The following is a 12563-nucleotide window of genomic DNA, read 5'->3' as shown; positions in this document are numbered from 1 at the left end:
CGTTCCGGTGCCAGTGGGCCGGGCATTAGTCCAGCCGCGCAGTTTGGAGTTTAGGCACGATCACGGGGTTCCGTGATTTTTTGCAAAACATTCATGGGAAACGGCGGCGCAAGCCCGGCCCGCCTGGGGTTTGCCGATTGACTATGCTCAGGCCTGCGGCGCTCCTTGCCAGTCGGGCATGGGCAGCGCCAGAATGCTGTCATCTGCCCCGCCTGATTGTTAAGGAAGCCCGATGCCTGATCCTGTTGCTGCCAGCTTGCGTCTAGCGCCCGAAGCGCTGACCCGTCCGTTTTCCGCTGAACAGTTCAGCTTCTCTACCACCAATGATCTGGAGCCCTTTCGCGGTGTGCTTGGCCAGGAACGTGCGGTCGAAGCCTTGCAGTTCGGTGTGGCCATGCCACGCCCCGGTTACAACGTATTCGTCATGGGCGAGCCCGGCACTGGCCGGTTCTCGTTCGTCAAGCGCTACCTCAAGGCCGAAGGCAAGCGCCTGCAGACCCCGGCGGACTGGGTCTACGTCAACAACTTCGATGAGCCGCGCGAACCACGTGCCCTGGAGTTGCCGTCGGGCACCGCCGGTAACTTCATTGGTGATATCAACGTTTTGATCGACAACCTGCTGGCGACGTTTCCGGCAGTCTTCGAGCATCCGTCCTACCAGCAGAAGAAAAGCAGCATCGACCGCGCCTTCAACCAGCGCTACGACAAGGCCCTGGACATCATCGAGCGTCTGGCCCTGGAAAAGGAAGTCGCGCTGTACCGCGACGCCAGCAATATCGCCTTCACCCCGATGAGCGACGGCAAGGCGTTGGACGAAGCTGAATTCGCCCAGTTGCCGGAAGCCGAGCGCGAGCGCTTCCACGAGGATATTTCCGTGCTGGAGGAGCGCCTGAACGAAGAACTCGCCAGCCTGCCGCAATGGAAGCGCGAATCGAGCAACCAGTTGCGTCATCTGAACGAAGAAACCATCACCCTGGCCTTGCAGCCATTGTTGTCGCCGTTGTCGGAGAAGTACGCCGAGAACGCGGCGGTATGCGGTTATCTGCAAGCGATGCAGGTGTACTTGCTCAAGACCGTGGTCGAGCAGCTGGTGGACGACAGCAAGACCGACGCTGTCGCCCGCAAGTTGCTGGAAGAACAATACGCGCCGAGCCTGGTGGTCGGTCATTCGGCCAGCGGCGGTGCGCCGGTGGTGTTCGAGCCGCACCCGACCTACGAAAACCTCTTTGGTCGCATCGAATACAGCACCGATCAGGGCGCGCTCTATACGACGTATCGGCAACTGCGGCCGGGTGCGCTGCACCGCGCCAACGGTGGTTTCCTGATCCTTGAAGCGGACAAAATGCTCAGCGAGCCGTTCGTGTGGGATGCGCTGAAACGTGCCCTGCAATCGCGCAAGCTGAAAATGGAATCGCCGCTGGGCGAGATGGGGCGTTTCGCGACTGTCACCCTTACGCCGCAGCATATTCCGTTGCAGGTCAAAGTTGTCATCATCGGTGCCCGTCAGCTGTATTACACGCTGCAAGACCTCGATCCGGACTTCCAGGAGATGTTCCGCGTCCTGGTGGATTTCGACGAAGACATCCCGATGGTCGACGAGAGCCTTGAGCAGTTCGCCCAGTTGCTCAAGACCCGTACTTCCGAAGAAGGCATGGCACCGCTGACCGCCGATGCGGTGGCGCGCCTGGCGACCTACAGTGCGCGACTGGCCGAACACCAGGGGCGCTTGTCGGCGCGTATCGGTGATTTGTTTCAACTGGTCAGCGAGGCGGATTTCATTCGTCACCTGGCTGGCGATGAAATGACCGACGCGGGGCACATCGAGCGTGCGCTCAAGGCCAAGGCCACGCGGACCGGGCGGGTTTCGGCGCGGATTCTCGACGACATGCTGGCCGGGATCATCCTGATCGACACCGCTGGCGCGGCGGTCGGCAAGTGCAACGGCTTGACGGTGCTGGAAGTCGGCGACTCGGCCTTTGGTATACCGGCGCGGATTTCCGCCACGGTGTACCCGGGCGGCAGCGGCATTGTCGACATCGAGCGCGAGGTCAACCTCGGCCAGCCTATCCACTCCAAAGGCGTGATGATCCTTACCGGTTATCTGGGCAGCCGCTACGCCCAGGAATTTCCGCTGGCGATTTCCGCGAGCATTGCCCTGGAGCAATCCTACGGTTATGTCGATGGCGACAGTGCTTCCCTGGGCGAGGCCTGCACCCTGATCTCGGCCTTGTCGAAAACCCCGCTCAAGCAGTGCTTTGCCATCACCGGTTCGATCAACCAGTTCGGCGAAGTGCAGGCGGTCGGCGGAGTCAACGAGAAGATCGAGGGCTTCTTCCGTCTGTGCGAAGCCCGCGGGTTGACCGGCGAGCAGGGGGCAATCATTCCTCACGCCAACGTCGCCACGCTGATGCTCGACGAGAAGGTGCTGGCGGCGGTGCGTGCGGGGCAGTTCCATGTCTACGCGGTCCGTCAGGCCGACGAAGCCTTGAGTTTGCTGGTCGGCGAGCCGGCCGGCGAGCCGAACGAGAATGGCGAGTTCCCTGAAGGCAGCGTGAACGCACGGGTTGTGGAGCGCCTACGGGTTATCGCGGAAATGATCAGCGAAGATGATCTGAAGGAAGCCGAGAAAGAGTTGGCGCAAGAGGCGTTGGCGGAAACCAAGCCGGCCTGATGCAGTAACCCATGTGGGAGCGGGCTTGCTCGCGAATGCGTCTTTTCATTCAACATTTATGTTGGCTGATACGCCGCTTTCGCGAGCAAGCCCGCTCCCACATTTGTTTGTGTGAATACTGGAAAAGCGTCGTCGAAATGACGTCAATATTCACACTATGACCATTCGGCGCCTTTCGGTCTTGCCCCGGCCTGCAAGCCAGACTTTTCTTCTATTCTCTGCTCAAGGATATCGACGTAATCACAGGATCGAAACAGCCTTCCCATGGGGGCTGAATACCGGATCTACCGAGGGTCGCCGCCATGTCGCGCAACCTCTGCCTTACCCGTCAATGCCTGGGCCTTGTGACCCGTATCGAATGTGCCATCCGTCCGTTGGCGGGAGATACGGGCATGTGGACTCTGCTGTTCGCCGCCGGAATGGCCGGTGAACAACCTTCGGCCATCAAGGCCCAAGGTCCGTTTCACGGTCCGTTCGTCGCTGAATCAATCCTCGACACCATCGTTGAAAGCCTGACCCTGCACGGCTACGAGTTGGCCGACGATCCGCAAATCTGGTGCCTGCACCTGCAAGCCCAACTGCGGGAAATCAACGGTGGTCGCTGCCGGAACATGGGCGGCTTCGAGTTTCACCCCGAGCACTGAGTGGCACTATTGATCAAGGCGCGTCATGTCGGCCTTGTCGAGTTTGACTTCGAAACCATATTGCACGGTGGCGAGGTCAGTGCGCTGGTAGGTTTCCAGGCGCGTAGGCTGTCCGTAGAAGTAATGCACGGCAAACTGCGCCGGACCCTGTGCGCTCGCGCCATGGCTGACCGATAGAATCTCCTTCAAGTAATTACCGCTGTCGTCCTTGGCGAAAAAGCGCCAGTCCTGGGCGGGAAATGCCTTCAGGTCCACCACCAGTGCATTGTCTTTGAGCGCGAGGCCCATGGGCAGTTGACGGGCATCGACGGTTTGCTTGTCGACCGTGGCCAGGAACAGCGGCATCGAGCCCACCGCATAGGCCGGGGTTTGCGGAAACAGATTCAGATCGTAAGTGATGGTGCCGCGCAGGGGATCGATCTGGTACGCCTCTGACGGCAGTTCGATCGGCTCGTCGCGTTTGCCAAGAGTGTCTTCGGTAAAGAAGCTCACCGGACTTTCACCGGGGTTGAACGATGTGCCGAGCAGTTCATCGTTGAAGGTACGCAGGTGAGTGAATTCGATTCGCGCAGCGCTGGGGTCGTCGACCGACTGACTGATGCTGACGTTCTTTTTCAGCTGATCCTCACTCAGCGTTGCCCCTTTCAGCCAGCTCGCCGCCTGGTCGTCATAGACCACCACGGACAGGTTCAAGGGCTGGATGGACTTGTCCGTGGTATTGGCATCGAAGCGACGGATCGGCAGGTCGAGGTCCTTTCGGGTGATCGTGACGGCGGAAAAATCCAGCAGGCTGACTTCGAGGGTTTCGATCGTCCCGTTGAAGTACACCTTCGAATAATGCCGAGCCTGCTGTTTCTCAAAGTTGCGTCGTTCTTCGTCGAGCTGTTTTTCCAGGGCTTCGCTCCAGCTCTTCTGCTGCTGCATCTTGGCCAGCTGCTGCTGATAGAAGGCAATTTGTACCGAGGTTTCGTTGATCGAGCCGGCGCGTGCGATGAATTGCCCGGTGCTGTCCCTTGCCTGGACGATCAACGGGTTGAGCGGTGTTTCACTGACTCCCGGGGCCAGCGGTGCGCTGTTGTTGTATTCGATTTCCGCGTAGTTGTTCGTCAATGTGAGCAGGCTGACGCTCAGGTTGTCATTGGAGCGGGTCTGGCCTACGTCCTTTTTCGTCAGGTCGAAGCTGTAGAGGCGGCGTGGCGCGATGACTTCGACCTTGCCTTGCAGGCTCACCGGTTGCGGTTGCTGCTTTCTGTCGATATCGAGGCCTTCGATGAAGGGGTAGGCCACGGTCAGGTCATCGGGGTTGGTCAGGTTGGAGCTCGATGGGCTGAGCTGAATGCCGGGGTCGGTTTCCGACCATTCCGGCTGGAAGGGAATCACTCGTTTGTTGCTTAGCGTGACCGACTGCCATTCCAGGCCATGGGGAAACAAAAACGCCGCAGGAACGCTGAAAGTGAAGGGGAACAAAGGCTGCAGATCGGTCAGGTAGTCGGAGCCGGAGTCCTTTTGCAGAACGAACAACCCGTTGATGTAGGTGTCGACCAGGGCCTGCGGACTCGGGTAGTGCTTGAGCATGGCGAGGGCGTCTTCGCCGTATTCGGTCTCCACCGGCTTGCTGTCGAGCTTGAGTTGCGCGCGTTCGAGCAGCAGCAGTGAGCCACCCAGCTCCGACACGGCATCCTTGAGCTTCGGATCCTGGATAGCGTCCAGCGACTTTTCGAACTGCGCGGTTTTTTCTTCGAGGCTGACCTGGCGTTTTTCGTCGCTGGGTGAGCAGCCGCTCAGCAGCAGCGCCAGGCAAATTCCGGCACTCGTCAAAGGCAATCGCACATCCATTTCCAGTCTTCCTGTCCGACATCACTGAGCAGTCAATGATTTGGACACTAGCAGAAAAACTTTGATACACAGGCGCAGGTGGCGGATTTTTCGACGGTTTCCGGCTGCTTCTGAGTATGGATGGGCGGCTGGTATACTCGCCGCCGTTTTCAGCCCAACATGTGAGATTCAATGGAACGCTTTATCGAAAATACAATGTACGCCTCGCGCTGGCTGCTGGCGCCGATCTATTTCGGCCTGTCCCTCGGGCTGTTGGCGCTGGCGCTGAAATTCTTCCAGGAAGTCTTCCACGTCATCCCGAACGTGTTTTCGATGGCCGAATCTGACTTGATCCTGGTGCTGCTGTCGCTGATCGACATGGCCCTGGTGGGCGGTCTGCTGGTGATGGTGATGATTTCCGGCTACGAGAACTTCGTCTCGCAACTGGACATCGACGACAGCAAGGAGAAGCTCAACTGGCTGGGCACCATGGACTCTTCGTCGCTGAAGATGAAGGTAGCCGCGTCGATCGTGGCGATCTCGTCCATTCACCTGCTGCGCATCTTCATGGACGCCAAGAACGTCGATCCCGAGCATCTGCAGTGGTACGTGATCATCCACATGACGTTCGTGATCTCGGCATTTGCCATGGGTTACCTGGATAAAGTCACCAAGCACTGATCCATTGCCGGCCCCATGAAACACGCCGCCCGTCTGTTGCAAAACAGACGGGCGGCGTCGTTTGTGGCTTGTGCTTTGATGCGCCGAAGCCTATCCCTGTAAAGAGGCTCGCTACTGCGTGAGGTGCGTTCATGAACCTGCAAGAGTTGAATGCGTATGCCGTCGCCGGGAAGGTCGATGAGCTGAACCTGATCTCGATGGAGGGAGGCATCTACCTGCTGGAGGCGCGGATGCATGGCACGGCGTATCCCTTGAGCGATACGCACGGGCAAATGATGAGCCTGCGTTCGGTGGAGCATGCCCGTGATGTGCTGCGCTCCTTTCCCAAGTTGCACTTCAATCTCGTGCACACGGTCGTGCATGACGAAATGTGCGGTCTGGTTGCCGATGTGGAGGAAAACCTGAAGGTGCCGATCGCCTGAGGCCCCTCATCAATGGCATGACATCTGTGCTAGTCTGCTGGCCCTTTTGGTTCCGGGCGCTCCGGGACGCGCTGTGCACGCATGGCAAGTTCCCGAGCCGTCCGCACAGCGGAGCAGTGTCATGTCCGAAGTAAATCTGTCCACCGACGAAACCCGCGTCAGCTACGGTATTGGCCGTCAGCTGGGCGACCAACTGCGCGACAACCCGCCACCGGGCGTAAGCCTGGACGCGATCCTGGCCGGTCTGACCGACGCATTCGCCGGCAAGCCAAGCCGTGTGGGTCAGGAAGAAATGTCCGCCAGCTTCAAAGTCATCCGTGAAATCATGCAAGCCGAAGCTGCAGCCAAGGCTGAAGCAGCGGCTGGCGAAGGCCTGGCCTTCCTGGCTGAAAACGCCAAGCGTGACGGCATCACCACTCTGGCTTCCGGCCTGCAGTTCGAAGTCCTGACCGCTGGCGAAGGCGCCAAGCCATCCCGTGAAGACTCCGTGCGTACTCACTACCACGGCACCCTGATCGACGGCACTGTGTTCGACAGCTCCTACGAGCGCGGCGAGCCTGCGGAATTCCCGGTTGGCGGCGTGATCGCCGGCTGGACCGAAGCCCTGCAACTGATGAACGCCGGCAGCAAATGGCGCCTGTACGTGCCGAGCGAGCTGGCTTACGGCGCTCAAGGCGTTGGCAGCATCCCGCCGCACAGCGTACTGGTGTTCGACGTCGAACTGCTCGACGTTCTGTAATACCCGGCCCGATATGACGTCGGGCTAATGTGGGAGCGAGCTTGCTCGCGAAGGCGTTTATTCAGTCGACAAACAGGTTGCCTGACACACCGCTTTCGCGAGCAAGCCCGCTCCCACAGTTTCTTCGGTGACTCTCATATTTCGATCTTGTGGTGCAGTTCACTGTGCGGGCGCAACGCCCGTGCATAGCAGAACAGAAACAGATTACGCACCAGTTCCTTGAGCACCACCGGCTCGCTGGAACTCAGGCCATTGAGGTCAAGATCACCCTGGTCCTGCAGTTCGCTCAAGGCTTCTTCTTCCAGCACGGCACAGACTTCCCCGGTTTCCCGATGCAGGATCCTGAGGTAAGGGTGTGGGCGGTCCAGCCAGGCATCGATCAAATAAGTCATGGTTCTCATCTCCATTGAAGGCTTGATGAGAATATTTCTTATTCATAAAATAGCAAGGGCCTATTGGCTGTTTGCGCTTTTTTCCGGGTAAAGATTGCGTCAGGTCAAATCGACTGGCGTTTGGCTATTGCGAGGATTTACTGGGTGAAGCGGGGAGGGGGAGGTGCCATCCCACGCCGGGCGCGGGATGGATAACAGCAGGTTCAGACTTTTCTGACGAACTCGGACTTGAGTTTCATCGGGCCGATGCCGTCGATCTTGCAGTCGATGTCGTGATCGCCATCGCACAGACGGATGTTCTTGACCTTGGTGCCGACCTTGACCACCAAAGACGTACCCTTGACCTTGAGGTCCTTGATCACGGTGATGGTGTCGCCGTCCTGCAGGACGTTGCCGACCGAGTCTTTTTTCACAGCGTCATCGGACACCGCTTCGGCTTCACCGCTGGCGGACCATTCGTGGGCGCACTCGGGGCAGATCAGCTGGGCGCCGTCTTCATAGGTGTATTCGGAATTGCATTTTGGGCAGGGTGGCAACGTGCTCACTAAGGCTCCTTGGATTCAGGATCGCTAAAAAGCGCACATTGTATAGGGTTTTTCAGGCGCGGGGAGCTGAAAGCAAAAGATCGCAGCCTTCGGCAGCTCCTACAGTGTTGGTGTAGGAGCTGCCGAAGGCTGCGATCTCTTGATCCTGCTTTTAGAATCAATGCGTGCGGGCTACCGCGAATTCACTCAGTTCAACCAGTGCATCGCGGTATTCGCTGGCAGGCAGCGCTTCGAGGCACTTGATCGCCCGGGCCACATAGTCACGGGCCAGTTGCGCGGTGTACTCCAGCGAACCCGAGGCTTCCACGGCTTCGCGGATGCTTTCCAGGTCTTCGATTCCGCCTTTCTGGATCGCCTTGCGCACCAGGGCGGCCTGTTCCGGCGTACCTTCGCGCATGGTGTAGATCAGCGGCAGGGTTGGCTTGCCTTCGGCCAGATCGTCACCGACGTTCTTGCCCAGGGTTTCGGCGTCGCCTTTGTAGTCGAGCAGGTCATCGACCAGCTGGAAGGCCACGCCCAAGTGATCACCGAATGTACGCAGGGCTTCGGCCTGTTCCGGTGAGGCCTGGCACAGGGCGGCGGCACTGTGGGTCGAGGCTTCGAAGAGCATCGCGGTCTTGCCGCGGATGACTTCCATGTAGGTTTCTTCGGTGGTGCTGGCGTCACGAACCTTCGACAGCTGCAGCACTTCGCCTTCGGCGATGATGCGCGTGGCTTGCGAAAGGATCTTCATCACCGGCATCGAGCCCAGTTCGACCATCATTTCGAACGAGCGCGAATACAGGAAGTCACCGACCAGCACGCTTGGCGCGTTGCCCCACATGGCGTTGGCGGTCGAGCGGCCACGGCGCATGCCGGACATGTCGACCACGTCGTCATGCAGCAGGGTAGCGGTGTGCAGGAACTCGATGGTCGCGGCCAGCAGACGCAGTTCGTCGCCTTCGCGCCCCAGGGCCTTGCCACACAGCAACACTAATAAAGGACGCAGGCGTTTACCGCCGGCCGAGGTAATGTAATCGCCGATTTTCGATACCAGCGGCACTCGAGAAGTCAGCTGCTTCTTGATGATGCCGTCGACGGCGCTAAAATCGTCCGCCACCGCGCGGTAGAAAGCTTGGGGTTGCATCAGCGACAGTCGCTCCAGAAGGGTTGCGCGGCATGCTAGGACTCACGCTTGCAGGTGTCAAGGCGCGATGGACGGCCCCTTGCAAGGCGCTCGTGCCTTGCGTACAATCGCGCACCCTGAACTTCCTGGGCAGCACCTGCCTTACGCAATTGCAAGCGGGCCTCCAGCCCCATGCAGCCATGCCAGCCAATACCTCTTCTTATAAAGAGCTGGGTGAGCAGGATTATCGGAGAAATACCATGTCTTATGCAGTAATCGTTACTGGCGGCAAGCAGTACAAAGTCGCCCCAGGTGAATACCTGAAGATCGAAAAACTGGAAATCGCTACCGGCGAATCCGTTACCTTTGATCGCGTTCTGTTGGTTGCCAATGGCGACGACGTGAATATCGGCGCTCCAGTTGTTGCTGGCGCTACCGTTGTGGCTGAAGTGATCTCCCAAGGTCGTCACGATAAAGTCCGCATCATCAAGTTCCGTCGCCGTAAGCACCACATGAAGCGTATGGGCCACCGCCAGTGGTACACCGAGATCAAAATCACCGGTATTCAGGCTTAATTACAGCCTAATTCCTCACTAGGAGAATTGAACTCATGGCACACAAAAAAGCTGGTGGTAGTACCCGTAACGGTCGCGACTCAGAAGCCAAACGCCTTGGCGTGAAGATGTATGGCGGCCAGGCTATCAAAGCAGGCAACATCATCGTGCGTCAGCGCGGCACCCAATTCCACGCTGGCTACGGCGTTGGCATGGGTAAAGATCACACCCTCTTCGCTAAAGTCGAAGGCGTGATCAAGTTCGAAGTAAAAGGCGCCTTCGGTCGTCGTTACGTGAGCGTAGTCGCAGCTTAATTGCGCGATCGCTGGAAAAGCCCTGTCTCGCGACGGGGCTTTTTCGTTTGTGGGGTGAGTCTCTTGCAAAGCTGTTTGTATGGGCTGTCGGCGTACGATGTAGGTATCGTGGTTCAGGGTCGCTGCGCTCATTTTTGCAAGAGTCTTATGTCTTGATTGTTTTTCGGCTCGTCCGTATGGCGAGAGGCGTTTGTTATGAAGTTTGTTGATGAAGTATCGATTCGCGTAAAGGCTGGTGACGGCGGCAATGGCGCCATGAGTTTCCGTCGGGAAAAATTTATCGAGAACGGTGGCCCGAACGGCGGTGATGGCGGTGACGGCGGTTCCATCTACATGATGGCCGACGAAAACCTCAACACCCTCGTGGACTACCGTTACACCCGGCACTTCGATGCCGAGCGTGGCTCCAACGGCGGCAGCACCGACTGCACCGGCAAGAAGGGTGAAGACCTGATCCTGCGCGTTCCGGTCGGCACCACGGTGATCGATTCCGCGACTCAGGAAGTCATCGGTGACCTGACCAAGGCTGGTCAGAAATTGATGGTAGTGCAGGGCGGCTGGCACGGTCTGGGCAACACCCGTTTCAAATCCAGTACCAACCGTGCGCCGCGCCAGACCACTCCCGGCAAGCCGGGTGAGCAGCGCGACCTGAAGCTGGAAATGAAAGTACTGGCTGACGTCGGTCTGCTGGGCTTGCCGAACGCCGGTAAAAGTACCTTTATCCGTTCGGTTTCGGCTGCCAAGCCGAAAGTTGCCGACTACCCGTTCACCACGCTGGTGCCGAACCTGGGTGTGGTCAGTGTCGATCGCTGGAAGAGCTTCGTGGTCGCGGACATTCCGGGTCTGATCGAAGGTGCTTCCGACGGTGCGGGCCTGGGCATTCGCTTCCTCAAACACTTGGCGCGTACGCGTCTGCTGCTGCACCTCGTGGACATGGCGCCGCTGGATGACGCCAGCGCACCGGATGCCGCTGAAGTGATCGTCAATGAGCTGATCAAGTTCAGTCCGTCCCTGGCGGAGCGTGATCGCTGGCTGGTCCTGAACAAGTGCGACCAGATCCTTGATGAAGAGCACGATGCTCGCGTCAAGGAAATCGTTGATCGCCTGGAATGGACGGGTCCGGTCTACGTGATCTCGGCCATCTCCAAGCTCGGTACCGAGCGTCTGTGCCACGACATCATGCGTTACATGGAAGACCGTGCTGATCGCCTGGCCAATGACCCGGCCTACAAGGAAGAGCTGGCCGATCTCGATCAGCGCATCGAAGACGAAGCCCGCGCGCAACTGCAGGCGCTGGATGACAAGCGTGCCCTGCGTCGCAGCGGCGTGAAGTCGGTCCACGACATCGGCGACGATGATTGGGACGAAGAAGATGTGGATGACGAAGACGGTCCGGAAATCATTTACGTGCGTGACTGATTCGTTGCGATAAACTTAAGCGCCGCTCAATCGAGCGGCGTTTTGGTATCTGGAAATCGATTGTTGGTCATGAGTAACCACGAATAACGTCACGGGCAGTGCTAGGTCGCGCTGTCCTCAAGCTAAGGTTGAAGATGATGCGGAGCAAGGTGACAGGTGCGCAGCGTTGGGTCGTGAAGATCGGCAGCGCTTTGCTGACGGCGGACGGCAAAGGCCTGGATCGCGCGGCAATGGGTGTCTGGGTTGAACAGATGGTGGCCTTGCATGAGGCGGGTGTCGAGCTGGTGCTGGTGTCCTCCGGGGCGGTGGCGGCCGGCATGAGCCGTTTGGGCTGGACCTCGCGACCCAGTGCGATGCACGAACTTCAGGCTGCCGCCGCAATCGGCCAGATGGGGTTGGTGCAGGCCTGGGAGTCGAGCTTTGCCGAGCATGGCCGGCATACCGCGCAGATTCTCCTGACTCACGACGACTTGTCCGATCGCAAGCGCTACCTGAACGCCCGCAGCACTTTGCGTGCGCTGGTCGAGCTGAAGGTCATTCCGGTGATCAACGAGAATGACACCGTGGTCACCGACGAAATCCGTTTTGGCGACAACGACACCCTGGCGGCGCTGGTGGCCAACCTGGTCGAGGCTGATCTGCTGGTGATCCTGACGGATCGCGATGGCATGTTCGACGCCGATCCGCGTAACAATCCGGATGCCCAGCTGATTTACGAGGCGCGTGCCGATGATCCGGCACTCGACGCGGTGGCGGGTGGTACTGGTGGTGCGCTGGGGCGTGGTGGCATGCAGACCAAATTGCGTGCTGCGCGCCTGGCGGCCCGTTCCGGTGCTCATACCATCATCGTTGGCGGGCGCATTGAGCGCGTGCTCGATCGCCTCAAGGCAGGCGAGCGCATTGGCACCCTGCTGTCGCCGGAGCGCGGCATGCTGGCGGCACGCAAGCAGTGGCTGGCCGGTCATTTGCAAACCCGTGGCACCCTGGTGCTGGATGCGGGTGCGGTGATCGCGTTGTCCCAAGGCAACAAGAGCTTGCTGCCGGTTGGGGTCAAATTGGTGCAGGGCAGCTTCCGTCGCGGCGAGATGGTGGTTTGTGTGGCGCCGGACGGTCGCGAGATTGCCCGTGGCCTGGCCAACTACAGCGCGCTGGAAGCGCAAAAAATCATCGGTCAGTCGTCCGAGGCGATTGTCGGTCTGTTGGGTTACATGGCGGAACCGGAACTGGTTCATCGCGATAACTTGATCCTGGTCTGAAGGAAT

At 59.0% G+C, this 12563-nt stretch carries 13 protein-coding genes; 9 read left to right on the top strand and 4 right to left on the bottom strand.

The genetic code is table 11. The annotated features are described in order from the left end of the window. The first annotated feature begins 232 nt into the window (after positions 1-232). Both AC3IP0_RS24530 and AC3IP0_RS24525 read left to right on the top strand, forming a co-directional pair. On the top strand, positions 233-2671 hold the full coding sequence (locus AC3IP0_RS24530) for a Lon protease family protein (protein WP_489317293.1): 2439 nt from the start codon (positions 233-235) through the stop codon (positions 2669-2671). Positions 2672-2973: 302 nt separating this feature from the next. Further along, positions 2974-3315: a PA4575 family protein gene (locus tag AC3IP0_RS24525; RefSeq protein ID WP_008052055.1), complete on the top strand. Its 342-nt coding sequence runs from the start codon at positions 2974-2976 to the stop codon at positions 3313-3315. A gap of 6 nt (positions 3316-3321) precedes the next feature. On the opposite strand, the gene AC3IP0_RS24520 is transcribed toward AC3IP0_RS24525, so the two are convergent. Further along, a complete protein-coding gene (locus tag AC3IP0_RS24520; protein ID WP_489317292.1) occupies positions 3322-5151 on the bottom strand; it encodes a hypothetical protein in 1830 nt (609 codons plus the stop codon). 171 nt (positions 5152-5322) lie between these two features. On the opposite strand from AC3IP0_RS24520, the gene AC3IP0_RS24515 reads away from it, so the two are divergent. The 3 genes from AC3IP0_RS24515 (at position 5323) to bamJ (ending at position 6972) form a co-directional block, all read left to right on the top strand. Further along, positions 5323-5811: a TIGR00645 family protein gene (locus AC3IP0_RS24515; RefSeq protein ID WP_489317291.1), complete on the top strand. Its 489-nt coding sequence runs from the start codon at positions 5323-5325 to the stop codon at positions 5809-5811. A gap of 131 nt (positions 5812-5942) precedes the next feature. After that, positions 5943-6233 (top strand): DUF6482 family protein, encoded by a 291-nt coding sequence (locus tag AC3IP0_RS24510; protein WP_489317290.1) that lies wholly within the window; start codon positions 5943-5945, stop codon positions 6231-6233. A 121-nt stretch (positions 6234-6354) separates the two neighbouring features. Then, the gene (gene bamJ / locus AC3IP0_RS24505) at positions 6355-6972 is read left to right on the top strand and encodes a BamJ family beta-barrel-assembly machinery protein (RefSeq protein ID WP_008052058.1); all 618 of its coding nucleotides are present in this window, start codon (positions 6355-6357) and stop codon (positions 6970-6972) included. A 134-nt stretch (positions 6973-7106) separates the two neighbouring features. On the opposite strand, the gene AC3IP0_RS24500 is transcribed toward bamJ, so the two are convergent. The 3 genes from AC3IP0_RS24500 to AC3IP0_RS24490 form a co-directional block, all read right to left on the bottom strand. After that, positions 7107-7364: a PA4570 family protein gene (locus AC3IP0_RS24500; protein ID WP_008052059.1), complete on the bottom strand. Its 258-nt coding sequence runs from the start codon at positions 7362-7364 to the stop codon at positions 7107-7109. A gap of 203 nt (positions 7365-7567) precedes the next feature. After that, positions 7568-7909 (bottom strand): zinc ribbon domain-containing protein YjdM, encoded by a 342-nt coding sequence (locus AC3IP0_RS24495; RefSeq protein WP_020798653.1) that lies wholly within the window; start codon positions 7907-7909, stop codon positions 7568-7570. A 157-nt stretch (positions 7910-8066) separates the two neighbouring features. Beyond that, entirely contained in the window at positions 8067-9035 is a 969-nt protein-coding gene (locus AC3IP0_RS24490; RefSeq protein ID WP_008052062.1) for a polyprenyl synthetase family protein, read from the bottom strand. 239 nt (positions 9036-9274) lie between these two features. On the opposite strand from AC3IP0_RS24490, the gene rplU reads away from it, so the two are divergent. The 4 genes from rplU (at position 9275) to proB (ending at position 12557) form a co-directional block, all read left to right on the top strand. Next, positions 9275-9589: a 50S ribosomal protein L21 gene (gene rplU, locus AC3IP0_RS24485; RefSeq protein WP_003176051.1), complete on the top strand. Its 315-nt coding sequence runs from the start codon at positions 9275-9277 to the stop codon at positions 9587-9589. Positions 9590-9624: 35 nt separating this feature from the next. Continuing rightward, positions 9625-9882, top strand: coding sequence for a 50S ribosomal protein L27 (gene rpmA / locus AC3IP0_RS24480; protein ID WP_003281574.1), 258 nt, complete (start codon positions 9625-9627; stop codon positions 9880-9882). A gap of 195 nt (positions 9883-10077) precedes the next feature. Next, positions 10078-11301 carry an Obg family GTPase CgtA gene (cgtA, locus tag AC3IP0_RS24475; RefSeq protein WP_150716722.1) on the top strand — a complete coding sequence of 408 codons (1224 nt, stop codon included), beginning with the start codon at positions 10078-10080 and terminating at the stop codon, positions 11299-11301. Positions 11302-11438: 137 nt separating this feature from the next. Next, the gene (gene proB / locus AC3IP0_RS24470; RefSeq protein ID WP_150727089.1) at positions 11439-12557 is read left to right on the top strand and encodes a glutamate 5-kinase; all 1119 of its coding nucleotides are present in this window, start codon (positions 11439-11441) and stop codon (positions 12555-12557) included. Positions 12558-12563 lie beyond the last annotated feature (6 nt).

The sequence above is a fragment of the Pseudomonas sp. GL_103 genome (genome assembly GCF_057835175.1).
The sequence above is the reverse complement of the archived record's forward strand: the minus strand, read 5'-3'. Positions and strand labels throughout refer to the sequence as shown.

Bases quoted from the DNA above. Each gene is read 5' to 3' on its own strand.
- AC3IP0_RS24530 (WP_489317293.1), top strand. From the start codon at position 233: ATGCCTGATCCTGTTGCTGCCAGCTTGCGTCTAGCGCCCGAAGCGCTG.
- AC3IP0_RS24525 (WP_008052055.1), top strand. From the start codon at position 2,974: ATGTCGCGCAACCTCTGCCTTACCCGTCAATGCCTGGGCCTTGTGACC.
- AC3IP0_RS24520 (WP_489317292.1), bottom strand. From the start codon at position 5,151: ATGGATGTGCGATTGCCTTTGACGAGTGCCGGAATTTGCCTGGCGCTG.
- AC3IP0_RS24515 (WP_489317291.1), top strand. From the start codon at position 5,323: ATGGAACGCTTTATCGAAAATACAATGTACGCCTCGCGCTGGCTGCTG.
- AC3IP0_RS24510 (WP_489317290.1), top strand. From the start codon at position 5,943: ATGAACCTGCAAGAGTTGAATGCGTATGCCGTCGCCGGGAAGGTCGAT.
- bamJ (WP_008052058.1), top strand. From the start codon at position 6,355: ATGTCCGAAGTAAATCTGTCCACCGACGAAACCCGCGTCAGCTACGGT.
- AC3IP0_RS24500 (WP_008052059.1), bottom strand. From the start codon at position 7,364: ATGACTTATTTGATCGATGCCTGGCTGGACCGCCCACACCCTTACCTC.
- AC3IP0_RS24490 (WP_008052062.1), bottom strand. From the start codon at position 9,035: ATGCAACCCCAAGCTTTCTACCGCGCGGTGGCGGACGATTTTAGCGCC.
- rplU (WP_003176051.1), top strand. From the start codon at position 9,275: ATGTCTTATGCAGTAATCGTTACTGGCGGCAAGCAGTACAAAGTCGCC.
- rpmA (WP_003281574.1), top strand. From the start codon at position 9,625: ATGGCACACAAAAAAGCTGGTGGTAGTACCCGTAACGGTCGCGACTCA.
- cgtA (WP_150716722.1), top strand. From the start codon at position 10,078: ATGAAGTTTGTTGATGAAGTATCGATTCGCGTAAAGGCTGGTGACGGC.
- proB (WP_150727089.1), top strand. From the start codon at position 11,439: ATGCGGAGCAAGGTGACAGGTGCGCAGCGTTGGGTCGTGAAGATCGGC.